The organism is Variovorax sp. LjRoot84, from assembly GCF_964254305.1.
Taxonomy (GTDB): domain Bacteria; phylum Pseudomonadota; class Gammaproteobacteria; order Burkholderiales; family Burkholderiaceae_C; genus Variovorax.
This window is the reverse complement of record NZ_CAXUTE020000002.1, coordinates 1,537,074-1,554,292: the sequence shown is the minus strand read 5'-3', so window position 1 is coordinate 1,554,292 and position 17,219 is coordinate 1,537,074. Positions and strand designations below refer to the sequence as shown.

Annotated in this window: 17 protein-coding genes and 2 pseudogenes; 14 read left to right on the top strand and 5 right to left on the bottom strand. The window is 65.6% G+C overall.

Annotated elements, in window-relative coordinates; genetic code table 11:
• The 5 genes from ACSQ9I_RS38300 to ACSQ9I_RS38280 all read left to right on the top strand — a co-directional run.
• Positions 1-900: FAD-linked oxidase C-terminal domain-containing protein (locus ACSQ9I_RS38300; RefSeq protein ID WP_436317075.1), on the top strand; the 900-nt coding region annotated here is incomplete at its 5' end.
• Positions 901-908: 8 nt separating this feature from the next.
• Positions 909-2,006 carry a glycolate oxidase subunit GlcE gene (glcE, locus tag ACSQ9I_RS38295; RefSeq protein ID WP_436317123.1) on the top strand — a complete coding sequence of 366 codons (1,098 nt, stop codon included), beginning with the start codon at positions 909-911 and terminating at the stop codon, positions 2,004-2,006.
• 11 nt (positions 2,007-2,017) lie between these two features.
• A complete protein-coding gene (gene glcF / locus ACSQ9I_RS38290) occupies positions 2,018-3,262 on the top strand; it encodes a glycolate oxidase subunit GlcF (RefSeq protein ID WP_436297155.1) in 1,245 nt (414 codons plus the stop codon).
• 105 nt (positions 3,263-3,367) lie between these two features.
• The gene (locus ACSQ9I_RS38285) at positions 3,368-3,724 is read left to right on the top strand and encodes a YidH family protein (protein ID WP_436297156.1); all 357 of its coding nucleotides are present in this window, start codon (positions 3,368-3,370) and stop codon (positions 3,722-3,724) included.
• On the top strand, positions 3,721-4,023 hold the full coding sequence (locus ACSQ9I_RS38280; protein WP_436297157.1) for a DUF202 domain-containing protein: 303 nt from the start codon (positions 3,721-3,723) through the stop codon (positions 4,021-4,023). The genes ACSQ9I_RS38285 and ACSQ9I_RS38280 overlap by 4 nt, the downstream gene beginning before the upstream one ends.
• A 225-nt stretch (positions 4,024-4,248) precedes the next feature.
• Here ACSQ9I_RS38280 and ACSQ9I_RS38275 read toward each other — a convergent pair whose 3' ends face one another.
• A complete protein-coding gene (locus ACSQ9I_RS38275) occupies positions 4,249-5,424 on the bottom strand; it encodes a mandelate racemase/muconate lactonizing enzyme family protein (RefSeq protein WP_436317074.1) in 1,176 nt (391 codons plus the stop codon).
• Here ACSQ9I_RS38275 and ACSQ9I_RS38270 point away from each other — a divergent pair.
• Positions 5,417-6,202 carry a GntR family transcriptional regulator gene (locus ACSQ9I_RS38270; RefSeq protein ID WP_436297159.1) on the top strand — a complete coding sequence of 262 codons (786 nt, stop codon included), beginning with the start codon at positions 5,417-5,419 and terminating at the stop codon, positions 6,200-6,202. The two genes, ACSQ9I_RS38275 and ACSQ9I_RS38270, sit on opposite strands and share 8 nt — an antisense overlap.
• 9 nt (positions 6,203-6,211) lie before the next feature.
• On the opposite strand, the gene ACSQ9I_RS38265 is transcribed toward ACSQ9I_RS38270, so the two are convergent.
• Positions 6,212-7,180 carry a Bug family tripartite tricarboxylate transporter substrate binding protein gene (locus ACSQ9I_RS38265; protein ID WP_436297160.1) on the bottom strand — a complete coding sequence of 323 codons (969 nt, stop codon included), beginning with the start codon at positions 7,178-7,180 and terminating at the stop codon, positions 6,212-6,214.
• Positions 7,181-7,236: 56 nt separating this feature from the next.
• The gene (locus tag ACSQ9I_RS38260; RefSeq protein WP_436297161.1) at positions 7,237-8,181 is read right to left on the bottom strand and encodes a hydroxyacid dehydrogenase; all 945 of its coding nucleotides are present in this window, start codon (positions 8,179-8,181) and stop codon (positions 7,237-7,239) included.
• Positions 8,182-8,310: 129 nt separating this feature from the next.
• On the opposite strand from ACSQ9I_RS38260, the gene ACSQ9I_RS38255 reads away from it, so the two are divergent.
• A complete protein-coding gene (locus ACSQ9I_RS38255) occupies positions 8,311-8,679 on the top strand; it encodes an SDR family NAD(P)-dependent oxidoreductase (RefSeq protein WP_436297162.1) in 369 nt (122 codons plus the stop codon).
• A gap of 30 nt (positions 8,680-8,709) precedes the next feature.
• Positions 8,710-9,633: a MurR/RpiR family transcriptional regulator gene (locus tag ACSQ9I_RS38250; RefSeq protein ID WP_436297163.1), complete on the top strand. Its 924-nt coding sequence runs from the start codon at positions 8,710-8,712 to the stop codon at positions 9,631-9,633.
• Here the strand turns inward: ACSQ9I_RS38250 and ACSQ9I_RS38245 are convergent.
• The gene (locus ACSQ9I_RS38245) at positions 9,570-10,424 is read right to left on the bottom strand and encodes an HAD-IIA family hydrolase (RefSeq protein ID WP_436317073.1); all 855 of its coding nucleotides are present in this window, start codon (positions 10,422-10,424) and stop codon (positions 9,570-9,572) included. The genes ACSQ9I_RS38250 and ACSQ9I_RS38245 overlap by 64 nt on opposite strands.
• Before the next feature lie 183 nt (positions 10,425-10,607).
• Here ACSQ9I_RS38245 and ACSQ9I_RS38240 point away from each other — a divergent pair.
• The 5 genes and pseudogenes from ACSQ9I_RS38240 to ACSQ9I_RS38220 all read left to right on the top strand — a co-directional run bounded on the left by ACSQ9I_RS38240 (position 10,608) and on the right by ACSQ9I_RS38220 (position 15,994).
• Positions 10,608-11,539: pseudogene (locus ACSQ9I_RS38240) on the top strand (phosphate/phosphite/phosphonate ABC transporter substrate-binding protein).
• Complete coding sequence (gene phnC / locus ACSQ9I_RS38235; RefSeq protein WP_436297166.1) at positions 11,536-12,372, top strand: phosphonate ABC transporter ATP-binding protein; 837 nt, start codon at positions 11,536-11,538, stop codon at positions 12,370-12,372. Before ACSQ9I_RS38240 ends, phnC begins: the two are co-directional and overlap by 4 nt.
• The gene (gene phnE / locus ACSQ9I_RS38230) at positions 12,369-13,406 is read left to right on the top strand and encodes a phosphonate ABC transporter, permease protein PhnE (protein ID WP_436297167.1); all 1,038 of its coding nucleotides are present in this window, start codon (positions 12,369-12,371) and stop codon (positions 13,404-13,406) included. The genes phnC and phnE overlap by 4 nt, the downstream gene beginning before the upstream one ends.
• 73 nt (positions 13,407-13,479) lie before the next feature.
• Positions 13,480-13,698, top strand: a complete 219-nt coding sequence (locus tag ACSQ9I_RS38225) for a hypothetical protein (protein ID WP_436317072.1) — start codon at positions 13,480-13,482, stop codon at positions 13,696-13,698.
• A 40-nt stretch (positions 13,699-13,738) separates the two neighbouring features.
• Positions 13,739-15,994 carry a phosphocholine-specific phospholipase C gene (locus ACSQ9I_RS38220; protein ID WP_436317071.1) on the top strand — a complete coding sequence of 752 codons (2,256 nt, stop codon included), beginning with the start codon at positions 13,739-13,741 and terminating at the stop codon, positions 15,992-15,994.
• 290 nt (positions 15,995-16,284) lie between these two features.
• Here the strand turns inward: ACSQ9I_RS38220 and ACSQ9I_RS38215 are convergent.
• Positions 16,285-16,824 (bottom strand): annotated as a pseudogene (locus tag ACSQ9I_RS38215) (methyl-accepting chemotaxis protein); the annotation flags it as partial.
• Positions 16,825-17,028: 204 nt separating this feature from the next.
• Between ACSQ9I_RS38215 and ACSQ9I_RS38210 the strand changes: the two are divergent.
• The gene (locus tag ACSQ9I_RS38210; RefSeq protein ID WP_436297170.1) at positions 17,029-17,202 is read left to right on the top strand and encodes a hypothetical protein; all 174 of its coding nucleotides are present in this window, start codon (positions 17,029-17,031) and stop codon (positions 17,200-17,202) included.
• Positions 17,203-17,219 lie beyond the last annotated feature (17 nt).

Below are 17,219 nucleotides of genomic sequence, written 5' to 3'. Positions count from 1 at the left end.
TGCGCGGGCCTGGACCTGCTCGCGCTCGTGATCGGCAGCGAAGGCATGCTGGCCGTGACCACCGAGGTCACCGTCAAGCTGGTGCCCAAGCCGCGGCTCGCGCGCTGCATCATGGCCAGCTTCGACGACGTGCGCAAAGCCGGCGATGCGGTGGCGGCCGTGATCGCGGCCGGCATCATCCCGGCGGGTCTCGAGATGATGGACAAGCCGATGACGGCCGCGGTCGAGGACTTCGTGCGCGCCGGCTACGACCTCGACGCCGAAGCCATCCTGCTGTGCGAATCCGACGGCACGCCCGAAGAGGTCGAAGAAGAGATCGGTCGCATGAGCGCCGTGCTGTGCGATTGTGGCGCCACCGCGCTCTCGGTGAGCCGCGACGAGGACGAGCGCCTGAAGTTCTGGAGCGGCCGCAAGAACGCCTTCCCGGCCTCGGGCCGCATCAGCCCCGACTACATGTGCCTCGACTCGACCATCCCGCGCAAGCGCCTGGCCGACATCCTGCTCGCGATCCAGCAGATGGAGAAGAAGTACAACCTGCGCTGCTGCAACGTGTTCCATGCCGGCGACGGCAACCTGCATCCGCTGGTGCTCTTCGATGCCAACGACCCCGACGAGCTGCACCGCTGCGAGCTCTTCGGGGCCGACATCCTGGAGACCAGCGTCGCGATGGGCGGCACGGTGTCGGGCGAGCACGGCGTGGGCGTAGAGAAGCTCAACAGCATGTGCGTGCAGTTCACGGCCGAGGAGAACGAGCAGATGTTCGGCGTCAAGCGCGCCTTCGATCCGGCAGGTCTGCTGAACCCCGGCAAGGCCATTCCCACACTGCAGCGCTGCGCCGAGTACGGCAAGCAGGTGTTCCGCGGCGGACAGATGTCGCATCCCGATCTGCCGAGGTTCTAATGGACCGACTGGATCCAGCCCTCAGCCAGATCATCGAGCGCGTCCGCACTGCCGGCGCCGATGCCACGCTGCTGCGCATCCGCGGCGGCGGCACCAAGGACTTCTATGGCGAGCCGCCGCAGGGCGAGCCGCTTTCCACCGCCGCGCTCTCGGGCATCACGAGCTACGAGCCGAGCGAACTGGTCGTCACCGTGCGCGCCGGCACACCGCTGGCGCAGCTCGAAGCCCTGCTGGCCGAACAGGGCCAGTGCCTGCCATTCGAGCCGCCGCATTTCGATGAAGGCGCAACGGTCGGTGGCATGGTCGCGGCGGGCCTGAGCGGCCCGGCGCGGGCCAGCGTCGGTGCGGTGCGCGACTATGTGCTGGGCGCCACCTTGATCAACGGCCGCGCCGAACTGCTCAGCTTCGGCGGCCAGGTCATGAAGAACGTCGCCGGCTACGATGTCTCGCGCGTGCTGGCCGGCTCACTGGGGACGCTGGGCGTCATCGCCGATGTCAGCCTCAAGGTGCTGCCCGTTCCGCCCGCCGAAGCCACCCTCGCATTCGAATGCAACCAGGCCGATGCGCTGCGCCTGCTCAACGGCTGGGGCGGCCAGCCCTTGCCGCTCAACGCGAGCCGCTGGCTGGAAGAGGGCGATACAGGCCGGCTCTGGCTGCGATTGCGCGGCGCGGTGGCGGCGGTGGCGGCCGCCTGTGCCCACCTCGGCGGAGAGCGGCAAGACCCCGCGCAGGCCCAGGCCGACTGGCAGGCTGCGCGCGATCAACGCCTGCGATGGTTCGGCGCGCGCGCCGCGCGCGATCTGTGGCGCCTGTCGGTGCCGCAGGCCGCACCGGTTCTGGCGCTCGAGGGCTCGCCCCTGATCGAATGGCATGGCGCACAGCGCTGGTATCTGGCGTCGCCCGACGAAGGCCCGAAACTGCGCGCGGCAGCCCGCGCGGTCGGCGGGCATGCGACGCTGTTCATGCCCTCGGCCGAGCGTGGCCACCGCGTGCTCGGCCGCTTCGACGCGCTGAGCCCGCCGCTCGCGCGCATTCACCGTGCGCTGATGCGAGAGTTCGACCCCCACGCCGTCTTCGATCGCGCACGGCTCTACCCCGCGGACTGACGCGTAGCCTCATGCAAACCGAACTCGCTCCCGAATTCCAGGGCACCGCCGACGGCCGCGAAGCCGAGGCGATCCTGCGCAAGTGCGTGCACTGCGGTTTCTGCACCGCCACCTGCCCGACCTACCAGCTGCTCGGCGACGAGCTCGACGGCCCGCGCGGACGCATCTACCTGATCAAGCAGGTGCTCGAAGGCAAAGCGCCGACGCGCAGCACGCAGCTGCATCTGGACCGCTGCCTCACCTGCCGCAACTGCGAAAGCACCTGCCCGAGCGGCGTGCAATACGGCCACCTGGTCGACATCGGCCGCAAGATCGTCGACGAGAAGGTGCCGCGTCCGGCCATGGAAAGCGCGCTGCGCTGGACCTTGAAGGAGGCGCTGCCTTCGCCGCTCTTCGGCCCCGCGATGAAGCTGGGCCAGTCGGTGCGCGGCCTGCTGCCGGCCAAGCTCCGGGCCAAGGTGCCAGCGCCTCAACCGGCGGGCGTTTGGCCCATGCGCACGCATGCGCGCAAGATGCTGATGCTGGCCGGCTGCGTGCAGCCCTCGATGGCGCCCAACATCAACAGCGCCACGGCGCGCGTGCTCGACGCGGCCGGCATCGAGGCCGTGATCGCGCCCACCGCGGGCTGCTGCGGTGCGGTGAAGTTCCATCTCAACGACCACGACGGCGGCAAGGCCCAGATGCGCGCCAATATCGATGCCTGGTGGCCCTACGTCGAAGGCGGCGTGGTGGAGGCGATCGTGATGAACGCCTCGGGCTGCGGCGTCACCGTGCGCGAGTACGGCCACATCCTGCGCGAGGACCTGGCCTATGCGGCGAAGGCCGAACGCGTCAGCGCGCTCACGCGCGACCTGAGCGAGCTCTTGCCCGAACTCGTGCCGCTGTTGAAAGAGCGCGTCAACGCACCGTCCGGCGTCGTCGCCTACCACCCGCCATGCACGCTCCAGCATGGACAGAAGCTGCGCGGCGGCGTCGAAGCGAACCTGCGCGCACTGGGCTTCGACGTGCAGATCGCGATGAACGAATCGCACCTGTGCTGCGGCTCGGCCGGCACCTACTCGGTACTGCAGCCCGAACTGGCCTACCCGCTGCGCGACCGCAAGCTTGGCCACCTGAACCAGTTGAAACCCGAGACCATCGTCTCGGCCAACATCGGCTGCATCACGCATCTGCAAAGCGGCAGCGAGATCCCGGTGCGGCACTGGGTGGAACTGCTCGACGAGGCGCTGCGCGACAGCAGTTCCATTCAAGTTTGACCCGCCTCATGAAGGTCGCCTTCGTCAACTGCGCCAGCCTTCGGTCACCCTCCGGCTTGGAAGACCGCACGCCTCCATATTGAAGCCGAATCCCGTGAGAAACGTATGCGACGAGCCCCATGGCAAACCGAAGGACATGAGCCTGACTACAGGTTCTCCCTGGCGAACGAGCGGACCTTTCTCGCCTGGATGCGCACCGCGCTGGCACTCTTGGCGGGCGCGGTGCTGTTCGATCAAGTGGCGACTCGTGTTCCAGATCAAACCTACGTTCCGGCGCTCGCCGTCGCCGCAAGCATCGTTTCCTCGGGAATGTGTGTTCTGGCATTTCGTCGCTGGAAAGCCAATGAGATCGCGATGCGTCATGATCGACCGCTTCCGTCTTCGATTTTCCTCGCTGTGATCGCATTCGTGTTCATGATCGCAGCAGCGATAGTCGCGATCATTCTCGCAAGGCACCTATGAGAGATCCGGGGCTCCAACCAGAACGAACGGTGCTGGCCTGGGGCAGGACTGCGCTCTCGGTTTTGGTGAATGCAGCGCTTTACCTGCGGCTGGGTTTGGAGGGGCACCGATGGGGGCTCACGCTGAGCGGCGTCTTCTTGCTCTTGGGCGCCTGCTTGCTGCGGTGGATTGCATTGCGGCGCAGGAACGAACTGGACGCGGGGGGCGTCGCGACGGCACCCTCCAGCGGATTGATGTCCGTCACCGTCTGTTTGGTACTCGTGAGCGCGGCGAGCGCCTTCGCCGTCGTTTGGCGATGATGGGCGCCATTCGCCATCACAGCAATGGCGCACGTCCACTGGCTCCTGAAATGGCGACTCTGCAGCGGCAGCCGGGACCTGCAAGCGCAAGTTGGCGCGCAGGCTGCGCCGGGTGTGCTGGGCAAGAGTCCACTCTTCCACGTGCAGGTCGTGGTGTGGAGCGCGGTCCATCTGCTCAAGACCAGGGAAAAGGTCGGACCTGCCCTGGGCGCGCCAGAACAGCTCTTAGATTCCAACCTCCGACACCGGAAGTAAATACGCCTGGCACGCTTCCATGCTGGGCTCGACGCCCAGCCCCGGCCGGTCGCCCAGGACGACAGCGCCGTCCTCGAGCACGAACTGCGGTGCGGCCAGCAAGTCGCGCAGCGGGTTGGGATTGGCATCCACCTCCACATAGCCGGGGCCCCCAACGGCGGCCTTCAGATGGAAGGACGCTGTCAGGCCGATGCCGGCACCGAGCCAATGCGGGCAGAAGTGCTTGCCGCTTTGCAGCGTAGCGCGGCCTACTTCGAGGCAGCCACTGAAGCCACCCCATTTGCCGATATCGGGCTGGAGGATGGACATGCCTTCTGCCACGATGAATCTCTCGAACTGCGGCAGGCCTGCGAGGTTTTCCCCGCCTGCGAGCCGCAGTGGCTGCGCGGAGGCCAGTTCGCTCCACTGGGCTGGCGCGGAGTCCGCAGTAATCGGCTCTTCCAGCCATGCCAGGTTGTGCTTCGCCATTCGCCGCCCGGCCTCGACGGCCTGCTCCATGTCCCACGCCTGGTTGGCGTCGACCATGAAAGGCGCGTCGTCCCCGATCACCTCACGCACCGCGCGCAAGTTCGCGTCGTCACGCGCGTGGCCGAAGCCGACCTTGAGCTTGAAGGCGCGGAAGCCCTCCTTGAGTTTCGCCGCCGCGAGCTTCTCAGGATTTGTGGGATTCAGGCCGGACGCATAGACAGGGACGGGCTTAGGTCGGTCCGCATCGTCGGCAGATAGCAGCTTCCAGAGAGGCATGCCGGCACGGCGCGCCACCATGTCCCACACCGCGACGTCCAGCCCCGCGACGATTTGTTGCAGCGGCCCTGGCTCACCCGTCTGGATCGCCAGCACGGCGAGCTTGGCGCTCAGCGCAGCAAAACAGGCTTGCGGGTTTTCCCATTCCTGCCCGTACATCAGCGGCCGCAGGTAGGCCAGCGCCAAGCGTGCACGGTGCTCGGCTCCGACAGTCGGAAAGTTGCACCAAATCTCTCCCCAGCCATGAATGCCCTCGGCACTGGTCACGCGCAGCAGCACCGCGGGCCGTTGGCGCATGATGCCGAACGAGGTCTGCACCGGTGGATCGGCCGGCGCGCGAAATAGGAAAACATCGAGCTCCCGGACCGAGAATGTGGATTGAATTCGAGAAATCATGACCATCTTGCCTTTTCAGAAAAATGAAACGCGACCCGACGGGCACGCTGCGATGAAGGGCTCGATTCGCCCCTCCGTCCGCAGCGGCACCGCGCCCAAATACGGCGTCGTCGCCGACACGCTGCGCCAGCGCATACGCCGCGGCACATGGCCTCCGGGCACCCGCGTCCCTTCCCTGCATTTACTGGCGGAAGAGTTCGGCGTGGCTCGCCTCACTGCGCGACAGGCCGTGCAGGTGCTTGTGCAGGAGGGGCTTCTGTCCGCACGGCAGGGGCAGGGCACCTTCGTGACCGACCTGCAGCCGTCGATCAAGAACATCAAGGTGCAGACGACCCTGCAGGCGCTCAGCGCGATGTACGTGGAGACGCCACCGGACATCCGCACCATCACCGAAACCGTTGGCCCTCTGCCGCCACACAAGGCGCAAGATGACACGCCGTACGTCCGCTTGCGGCGGGTCCACTCGGACAACAATGTGGCGTACTGCGTCATCACCGTTCACATCGACGCGGCGGTGTTTGCACGGGCGCCCAAGCGCTTTCGAAAGCAAGCGGCGATCCCGGTGCTGCTGTCACTCGACGGCATCAGCATTGCCCGAGCGCATCAGACGCTCACCGTGGGCACCGCCGACGCCGAGGTCGCTGCTTTGCTGGCGATACCCGTCAACGCCCCGGTCGCGTTCGTCGAACGAACCTTCGAGAATTCCGGCGGACACATCGTTTACTTCGCTGAGGTGATCTACCGGGGCGAGGCGGTTCGACTCGACATCGAGCTGACTGTCTGAGACGACCGACTACTGTTCGATTTTTGCGGCCTGCACGACCTTGCGGAACTTCTCGCGCTCGGATTTCACGAAGCTTTCGAATTCCGCCGTCGGCATGCCGCTCGGATCGGCACCCTGTTTGCTGAGGGTGTCACGCACTTCAGGCATGGCCAGCACCTCCGAGATGTCGCGCTGGATCTGCTGGACGACTGCATCGGGTGTCTTTGCCGGCACAAACACACCGAACCACTGGATCAGCTCGAACTTTTCGAGGCCCGGCGTCTGCGCGATGGGCGGGATCTGCGGCGCAGCAGCGGCCGCAGCCTTGGACGACACGCCCAGCGCGCGCAGCTTGCCGGCCCGGACCTGCTGCAACGCGGTCGGCAGGCCGGCGAAGCCAATCTCCACCTGGCCGCCCATCAGGTCAGTCATGGCCTGCGCAACACCCCTAAAGGGCACGTGCAGCAGAGACACGCCCGCGAGCTGCTCTACCAGAACGCCGGCGAGATGCTGGGGTGTGCCTGGCCCGGAGGAGGCGTAGCTAACCATCCCCGGATTCTGGCGCGCGTAGTTGAGCAGCCCTGCCATGTCCTTGTAGCGCTTTGATGGCTCCGTGACCAGCGCAAACGGCAGTTTCACCAGGAGGGTGACTGGCTTCAGATCGCGCTCGGGATCGTAGGCCATCTTCTTCATGAAGTGCTGGTTGATGACCACCTCGGCTGTCGCCGACATAAGGATGGTGGTCCCATCCGGTATGGCCTTGGCCACCACATTGGCGCCGATGGTGCCGCTGGCGCCGGCGCGGTTGTCCACCAACACCGGCTGCTTCCAGCGATCTGCCAACTTTTGCGATACCAGGCGAGCGACCGGATCTACGCCGCCGCCCGCCACGTACGGAACGATCACAGTCACCGGCTTTGCAGGCCAGGACTGCGCAAAAACTGGTGCGCTTGCCGCGGCCATCAGAACCAAAGATGCGGCTATTCCAAAAATGTTCATGGGGCTTGTCTCCTTTTGTGCATTGGTAATAGCCACTAGGTGTTGCGGCTGTGCTTTCAAACTGCCGCCAATGCCTCGGCGACCCGCTCGGCAATGTTCATGGCGACACGCAGATTGGATTCCTTGGTCAGCCCCGCCACATGCGGAGTGAGGATGAGGTTGGGGCAGCCGCGCCACGGGTTGTCTGCCCCGACGGGCTCGCAGTCGAATACATCGATCGCCGCACCCCCCAAGTGACCAGCACGCAGGGCATTGGCCAGCGCTCTTTCATCGACAATGCCGCCACGCGCCGTATTAATGAGGATGGCGCCGCGCTTCATGCGCGCAAGTTCGGCCGCATCCAGCATGCCTCTCGTGTGCTCGGTAAGCGGCACGTGCAGAGTGACGGCATCGGCCGTCTCCAGCAATTCCTCCAAGCTACTGGCAGGCCTGCACGGCATGCCAGCAACGGCGGCAATGGCAGGTGTACCCCGCTCGAAATAAACGATCTGCATCCCCGCGGCCATTGCCAGTTGCGCGGTGCGCTGGCCGATGGAGCCGAATCCGATCACCCCCAGCGTCTTGCCCGCGATCTCCGTGCCATTGATGAATGCCTGCCGCGGCCAAAGGCCATCCGCCACTGCAGCCGACGTTTGATAGATTCCTCGCAACAACAGCATGGTGCTGCACAGCACGTATTCGGCCACCGACCGCGCGTTCGCGCCGGCAGCGGGGATGACGGAAATGCCGCGGGCCTCGCACGCGGCGACATCGATATTGTCCAGACCCACGCCAAGGCGCCCCACGACGCGTAAGGCGGGGAACGCAGTCAGCAGCTCCGGATTCACCTGCGTGCGATTGCGCACGATCAACGCGTCGGCATCGCGTGTCTCGGTCAGCAACCGGGGCAGGTCATCTACCAGCTCGGGCGCGTAGAACACATCGTGGCACTCACGCAGTAGATCGACCGCCGGCTTGTCCATCCATTCGGTAACAACGATCCGCGGGGAGCTTGCAGGCATCATAATGTCCATAGGTATGTATCTATGTACCTATTGTAGAGCTGATCGTCGCTCTCCGGATGTATCCATGCCTAGGCTCTTTGCAAGTTTCCTTTAATTGACCAAACAACCCATCCAAGGAACCCATTCATGTCCGATCGACCCACATTGAGAATCGCACTCGTGACCGGAGCCGGCAGCGGCATCGGACGCGCAGTTGCCCAAGGCCTGCTGCAGGATGGCTTGCGGGTGGCGGCGACCCTGAGCAGCAACGACGGCGACGTCGTGCGGCAGTGGGCGCTGAAGGGCAAGGGCCTGATCATGCGCTCGGAATGGGACATCGCCGAGAGCCTGGCCTCTGGGCATCTGGTTCGGGTACTGGAGGACTGGAGCCTGCCGGCCGCCGACGTGGTGGCGCTGGTGGCGCAGCGTCTTGGCATGTCCGCCAGGGTGAAGCTCTTCCTGTCGTTCCTGCAGGAGCGCTTCAAGCCTGCACCACCATGGCGGCCACGGAAGTGAGTGTGCCGCGGGCAAGTAAGCTCGGGGCCCATGAAGCAGCAGGGCACCAAGAAGAAGTCCGGCAAGAGCGGCGCACGTTCCGCCGGAACAGCCGCGGCGCCGGCCCCCAAGACATTCGCCGTGCTGGCGCGCATCGAGTCCGTATGGCCTTCGCTCGGTCCGGTGGGCCAGCGCATTGCCGCCTTCATCGTCCAGAGCCCGCAGGAAGTGGTCCACATGTCGGTGAGCGAAGTGGCGGAGCGCACCGGATGCAGCGAGGGCAGCATCGTCGGCTTTTGCAAGAACCTCGGCGCCACCGGCTTCCAGCAGATCAAGATCGCGCTGGCCCAGGAAACCGTGCAGCCGGTGCAGTTCATCCACGAAGACCTGGAGCCGAGCGACAACGTCGACCTTGCCATCCGCAAGATCTTCCAGAGCAACGTCCAGACCCTGCACGACACCCAGGCAGCGCTGGACGTCCGCGCCATGCAAAAGGCGGTCGACCTGCTCAGGAAGGCTCGGCGCATCGAAATCTATGGCATCGGAAGCGCGGCCACCATTGCCGAGGATGCCCACTACCGCATGCTGCGCATCGGGCTCGATGTCAAGGTGGCGGTCGATTCGCACGTGCAAGCCATCAGCGCCTCGCTCACCGGACCCGGCGTGGCCACGCTCACCATCTCGCACTCGGGCAGCACGCACGAGACCGTGACCGCCACGCGCCTGGCGAAGGAGGCGGGGGCGTCCACCATCTGCATCACCAATTTCGGCAAGTCGCCGATCCAGGCCTTCTGCGACGTGCTGCTGTTCACGATGGCGCGCGAGACCAGCTTTCGCACCGAGGCGATGACGAGCCGACTGGCGCAGCTCGCGATCATCGACGTGCTGATCGCCTGCCTCGCGCTCAGCGACTACGAGAAGTCGGTAAAGACACTGCGGCAGACCTTCGACGTGCTGTCGCTCAAGCGGTACTGAGGCGGCGCGTCCGTGCGCAGCAGCGCGGCCAGCGTTTTCGCCTCGGCCTGAGGCGCGTTTCCCACGAGCATGCAGCGCATGCCCAGCTGCAGTGCGCCGAGCGCGTCGGTCGAGGGGTTGTCGCCGATCACGATCGTGCTGGCCGCCTGCGCGCCCAGCCGGCGCAGGCCTTCCTCGAGCAGCAGCGGCCCGGGCTTGCCGATGATCCGCCAGGGCGCAACGCCGCTCGCGGACACCAGGGCCGCCATCAGCGCCCCGGTTTCCGGCACCACCGTGCCCCCGGGACCGGGATGGTTGTCGTCGCTGTTGGTCACCAGCAGCCGTGCGCCGCCGCGCAGTTGATTGGCCATCGTGCCGAGGCGCGCACGATTGAAATGCGGATCGAGCGCCAGCACCACGAAGTCGGCTTGCGCCTTCACCAGTTCGCATCCGATCGAGAACGCATGGCGCTGCAGCACGGGACTGGCGGCCAGCAGCATGCGCGCATGCGGATGGTCACGGCGCATGTAGTCGATGGTCTGCTCGCCGGCCAGCACGATGTGCTCGGGCTCGACCTTCAGCCCCATGCGGGCGAGTCGCCGGGCCATGCCACGCGCGGTGTGCGTCGAGTTGTTCGAGACGATCACGTAGCGGTCGCGAAACCGCGTCAGCAGTTCGGCCGCGCCTTCGAGCGGCTCGTCTTCGCGGATCAGCGTGCCGTCAAGATCGACGATGAGGTGACGGGCTCGCGCGAGTGAGGCGCCAGCGGATGGGATGGCGCCGTTGCCATTGGACGTGGTTGCAATGCTCATGGTGTTGTGGGTTGCGCTCGCACCGGCCATCCGGTGATGGCCGAGGATTGTATTGAATATTTCTCAGTGTAGATGTCTATTGAAATGAGCTGCATTCATTCTCCTGTCATCTGCGTCTCCTAACCTCGTCGGGGTCGGGCCGGTCGATACGCCGGCCACAGCACCGTAACGAGGAACACCCCCATGAAGAAGCTTCTGACATTCGCCGCCACGCTCACGCTGGCGGCAACTGCCTTGACTTCGGCCGCCGCCCAGGGCGTGGCCGACGGCACCAAGGGACACCCGCTGCGCGTGCTCTTGATCCCGGCGGACGGCGGCACCGAATCGGGCACCAAGGCCGACTACGCGCCCGTCTTCAACGCGATCTCGCGCACCACGGGCCTGCAGTTCGATTTGAAGGTCGGCCAGTCGTACGGCGCCGTCGTCGAAGGCATGTGCCATCAACTTGCGGATATCGCGTTCTTCGGGCCTGTCTCCTACGTGCAGGCGCACAAGCGCGGCTGCGCGCAGTTGCTGGCGGTGGGCGTGGAGAAAGGCGAATCCGTCTACTACGCAGGCATGTTCGCCAAGGCCGATACGCCGATGGCTTCGGTCAAGGACGTCAAGGGCAGGCGCATGGCCTTCGGCGACGTCAACTCGGCATCGAGCTTTACTTTCAGGTTGCCATGCTGATGGATGCGGGCCTCGATCCCATACGCGATCTCTCGGCGATCCGGATGACGGGCAGCCATGCCAACAGCCTGGCCGCGTTGGCGCAGGGCCAGGTCGACGTCGCCTCGCTCTCTTTCGACTCGTACGAGAAGGCCGTCGAACAGGGCGCCATCGATCCGAAGAAGGTCAAGGTGGTTGCCAAGAGCATCGCTATTCCCTACCCGCCGCTGGCACTCAACTCCAAGCTGCCCGAAGGGCTCAAGACACGGCTCAAGACGGCCTTCTCTACCGTCCACAAGGCGCCCGGCGTGACGCCCGACATGATCCGCGGCTACGGCGGCAAGAAGATCGATGCCTTCGACACGAAGTTCTCCGAGGACGAGTTCAACGTCGCGGCCGAGAAGCTGGCATTGCTCACCGACGAGCTCAAGGGCCAGATCCTGAAGAAGGCGGCCGAGCGTTGAATACCTCCGAACCGCACGACACGGCCCGCCCGCCCATGCTGCGCTTCGACTCCGTCGGCATGAGGTATGCGGATGGCACCGTGGCACTCAAGAGCGTGTCGCTGAACATCCCGCACGGCGAGTTTTGCGTGGTGCTCGGGGCCTCGGGGGCGGGCAAGTCCACGCTGCTGCGAATGGCCAACGGGCTCGCGAAGCCAACCAGCGGCACGGTGCAGGTAGCCGGTGTTCACATCGAGGCCCGGTCGCTGGCGGAGATTCGCCCGCGCATCGGAATGATCCACCAGCAGTTCAACCTGGTGCTGCGGTCCACCGTGGCTGTCAACGTGCTCAGCGGCACGCTGCCGGCGCTGCCGGGGTGGCGCGCGATGCTGGGCCTGTTCCCGCAACCCGCGCGGCGCAAGGCCTGCGAACTGGTCGATGCAGTCGGGCTGCAGGAACAGCACCTGAGTCGCCGCGCCAGCGAACTTTCGGGCGGCCAACAGCAGCGCGTCGGCATCGCACGCGCCTTCATGCTCGACCCGCCGCTGGTGCTGGCCGATGAGCCCGTGGCGAGCCTGGACCCCCAGGCCAGTGTGGAAGTGCTGGCGCTGCTCAGGCGCCAGGCGCGCGAGCGCGGCACTACCGTGCTGTGCAGTCTCCACCAGGTGGACCTGGCACGCGCATTCGCCGACCGCATCGTCGCCCTGCGCGACGGTTGCGTCGTATTCGACGGTCCGCCGGACGCGTTCGACGTCTCGGCCTCGCGCGCGATCTACGGCAGGGGCGCCATGCGCCCGGTGGCCGCGCTCCCCGAACTGCATTCCGAGCCAGAGCTGGCGCTGAGAACAGCATGATGGAACAGACCCTGAACCCGACCCTCGGGAGCGCAGAGCGGCGGCCCGCATCCGCATGGGAGATGGAACGCCCCTTCGGAACGCGCACGGTGATCGCCATCGTGCTGGCGTTCATTCTGTGCCTGGTGACGGGCCACCGTGTGGAGATGGACCGCATGCTGGCGCTCAGTGGCGAAGGCATGCTTGCTGCAGTCGGCCTGCGCGAGAGCTCGCAGGTATCGGCCGGCATGGCGCAGATAGCGAACTCGCTGTTTCCTGTCCAGATCTCCGAGCGTACCGAGGTGGCGCGCATCGACAACTTCGATCGAAATCATCTGCCCTGGCTGGCCCATGTGGAGGAACAGGAGACCCGCACGCGTCGCCTCAACCCAGGAACGCTGCAGATGGAGGAAACAGTCGAGCACCGCGAGGTTTTGGTCGAACCGCTGGGCTACCTGTGGCACGTGTCCAGCAAGATGCTCGAAACGCTGGAGATCGCGCTGTGGGCGACGCTGCTGGCGGTGCTGTTCAGCCTTCCCCTCGCATGGTTCAGTGCACGCAACTACACGCTGAATCGGCTCAGCTATGGGCTCGCGCGTGGCCTGGTGAGCATGCTGCGCGCCGTGCCCGAGTTGGTGACCGCGCTCTTCCTCGTGCTGGCATATGGCTTCGGACCGATCGCCGGTGTGCTCGCGCTTGCACTGCACTCGGCCGGCTTTCTCGGCAAGTTCTACGCCGAGGACGTCGAGACCGCCGACGACAAGCCGCAGGAAGCCCTGCGCGCCATCGGCGCCGGCAAGCTCAAGGTGATGCGCTTCGCGGTGCTGCCGCAGCTGATGCCGCAGTTCATCGGCTACACGCTGTACGTGCTCGATCGCAACGTGCGCATGGCCACCGTGGTCGGCCTGGTGGGCGCCGGCGGCATCGGCCAGGAGCTCAAGGGGCGCTACGACATGTACAACTATTCGCACGTCGGAACGATCCTGATCGCGATCTTCCTGACTGTCTTCCTTCTCGACCAGATCGCAGCGCGCATGCGCCGCCGCTTCGCCTGAGGCGGATCCACGCCCCGGACCTCTGCACACCCTCCCCTTTTTCATGGACATCTCTCAACCAAGGAATCCCGCAATGGAACCTGTCTTCCCCACCCGCGGCGTCTGCGCCGCCGCTCTTCTACTGAGCCTCGCCGCGTGCGGCGGCGGTGGCTCCGGCTCCGATGCCGGCGCATTGGGTGCGACGGCACCCGGCAGCGGCCAGGCGCCGGCCGCGCAGAAGCCCAACGGCGCGACGGCCGATGGCTCGACCGCGGACAACGCCTCCTCGCCATCCGTGACCTGGGCGCCCTGATCCGCCCCCTCCTCGTCCCTTCCATCTTCGAATTGCCACCATGACCACGAACAATCCCCAACGACGCGACTTCCTTCGCAAGACCGCCGGCTCCCTGGGCGCCGCGACCGCCCTCACCATGCTGCCGCCCTCCATCCAGCGCGCACTCGCGGTCCAGGCGGACGTAAGGAAGCGCACCATCGAGGACGTCCAGCACATCGTCATCCTGATGCAGGAGAACCGCAGCTTCGACCACTACTTCGGCACCATGCGCGGCGTGCGCGGCTTCGGCGACCGCTTCCCGATTCCGCTGGCGAGCGGCAAGTCGGTGTATTTCCAACCCAACCCCAGCGGCGGCGCGGAGATCCAGCCCTTTCGCCGCGATTCCAGGACCGGCAGGGCGCTGATCGGATCCGGCACGCCGCACAATTTTCCCGATCAGCAGGCGGCGTGGAACCAGGGAAAGATGGATCGCTGGATCCAGTTCAAGAACCAGGCGACGATGGGCTACTACCTGCGCGACGACATTCCGTTCCAGTTCGCGCTGGCCGATGCCTTCACGATCTGCGACGGCTATCACTGTTCCGTCCTCACCGGCACCGACCCGAATCGCATCATCTTCTGGTCGGGCTCCAACTTCAACCCGGAACTGCGCAAGCAGGGCATCAACAGCACGCACGCTGATTCCGAGCCCGTCAACTCGCGCTGCTGGCCCAGCCCGTCCAGATGGGTCGCGGACAGGGCGCAGCAGGCAGACGGGTCGGGTCAGATCGATCCCGCAACGGGTACCTACAACTACAAGTACGTCAACAACGCCTTCAAATGGGCCACGTTGCCGGATGTCCTGCAGAAGGCGGGCATCAGCTGGCACATCTACCAGAACATGAACAACAACTGGACGGGCGCCATGCACGGCTGCCTGGCCTTCCAGAGTTTCCGCACTGCACAGCCGGGTTCGCCGATCTATGAGCACGGCCTGACGGGCGGCCCCGCGACGGCTGACGGCGCTGTCAATTTCCTCGCCCAGCTCAAGCAGGACGTGATGAACGACACCCTGCCGCAGGTTTCGTGGGTGCTGCCCACGCAGGCCCTGGCCGAGCATCCCGGCAGCAGCGAAGGCACTGCCGGCGCCGCCGACTTCATCTCGGACGTGCTGGACGCGCTGACGTCCAATCCGAAGGTCTGGAGCAAGACGGCCCTTTTCGTGACCTTCGACGAGAACGACGGCTTCTTCGACCATCTGCCGATGCCGGCGGTGCCGTCGTATGACGTCAATGGCAACCTGATGGGCAAGTCCACCGTGGCGTTGGACGGCGAGTATTTCGACGCCTCCGTGGGCAACTACCTGAACGTCAATGACACCACCAGCGGCAAGATTCGCCCGTGGGGCCTGAGTTCGCGCGTGCCGATGTACGTGGTGTCGCCGTGGAGCAAGGGCGGCTGGGTCGATTCGCAGGTGTTCGACCACACCTCCGTGGGCATGTTCCTGGAGAAGCGTTTCGGCATCACGGTGGACGCCATCAGCCCGTGGCACCGCGCAGTCTGCGGCGACCTCACCTCCTGCTTCGACTTCGTCAGCCCGAACGACCCGGTCTTCCCCAAACTGCCCGACACGAGCAACTTCCCCGCGATCAATGCGGCGCAGAGGCTGCTGCCCACGGCCCCCGTGACGACTGCGCCCGCCACGCCGCAGCCGCTGTTCCAGGAGACCGGCGTGCGCCCGTCGCGTGCACTCCCCTACGAGCTGCACACCAGCGCGCGGGTGGAGTCGCGCGGCATGCTCTCGCTGGTGTTCGCCAACAGCGGCAAGCAGGGCGCCGTCTTCCACGTCTACGACAAGCTGCACCTGGACCGCATTCCGCGCCGCTACACCGTGGAGGCCGGCAAGACACTGACCGACAGCTGGAACACCGGCGCCTCCGACAGCGGCAAGTACGAGCTCTGGGTCTACGGCCCCAACGGCTTCGTGCGCACCTTCAAGGGCGATGCGCTGTTCCACGACACTGCGGCTTTCAAGCCCGAAGTCCAGATCGGCTACCAGGCCCCCAGCGGCCATCTCTACCTGAGGGTGCACAACAGCGGCAGGGAAGCCGGCCGCGTCACGATCACGGCCAACGCCTACAGCAAGCATGGCCCGTGGACGATGGACATCAAGCCCGGCGAGGCCGAGACGCAGCAATGGAACCTTCAGACGAGCGGCGACTGGTACGACTTCACCGTCAGCGCCGAGAACTTCGAGCGCCGCTTCGCCGGCCGGGTGGAAAGCGGCAGGCCGGGCGTCAGCGATCCGGCCATGGCGCTGCATCTGCAGGGCTGACGCCGAGGGCGCCCAGGGAGGGCGGCTGTCGCTTGTCGCGCGCCCATGGGATTGCATAGGTCCAGACAAAGCAAAATGGCTTGCGAGAAGAGATTCTCGCAAGCCATTGCCTTGTTTGCCACCTTATGAGTCGAAGCGCATGGCGCCTCGCTCATGGTTCATGCAGTCATCGGGTTGCGGTGCCAATCGCGGCCGCCGCGCTGCGCCTTACGGGACGACGTTCCATCGTGAACTGCGGCGGAACCACGGTAGCCTGGAAAACCCGAATATTTCGCGAGCAATGAGGTACCTCAGAACTCGGTCCACTCGCCCGCCGCTTGGCCGGCCACGGCGAGGCGAGGTGAGGCGGGGCTCTTTTCTCGAGGGTTCGCCAGGGGGCTTGGGCGTGGCTTCGGTGCCGCCCCACGCGCGCCGGCCCCGGCGGCGTGCAATGGCTTGATGCGCCCCAAACTCAGTGCAGCGTTGTCCAGCTTGAACACGCCCACCGCTTCGACCAAGCTGCCGGCCTGCTCCTGCATCGACTGCGCCGCAGCCGCCGCCTCTTCCACCAGCGCCGCGTTTTGCTGCGTCACCTGGTCCATCTGCGTGATTGCCTGGTTGATCTGCTCGATCCCCGAGGTCTGCTCCTGGCTCGCCGCCGTGATCTCGCCCATGATGTCGGTCACCCGGCGCACGCTGCCCACGATTTCATCCATCGTTCGGCCGGCTTCACCCACCAGTGCGGTGCCCGCAGCCACGCTGCCGACGGATTCATCGATGAGCCCCTTGATCTCCTTGGCCGCAGCCGCGGAGCGTTGCGCAAGGTTGCGCACCTCGGACGCTCTCGTTGCTCAGAATGAGCGCCGTGCGGTAGGCTCCGCGCCCCGCCGCCTTGGCGTCTTCCACGAGTTTCTTGCGCCAGCGCATCCGCTCGGCGGGCGAATGAACGGGTGGCTCATGAAGCAGCGAGCGGCTGACGTCGAGCAGTTGACGCGACGAGACCAGGCAAAGTGGATGGCGGCCCGTTCGGGCTGAGCCTGATAGGCTTCCCTTTCATGGCGCAGCGCATCTTCCTGATCGACAGGCGACAGAGCATGCCGCCGTCGGCGATGTACGCTCTGGCCTTCTCCAAGGCTAAGGAGGCTGCCCTGAGCAAGGCTTTCTCGGTGCTGGCCCTGTCCAATTGTCGTCGTTTCAAGATTTTTCCCTTTTCAAGTTGGCTTCGCTAGGTGAGTCGTTCGATCGG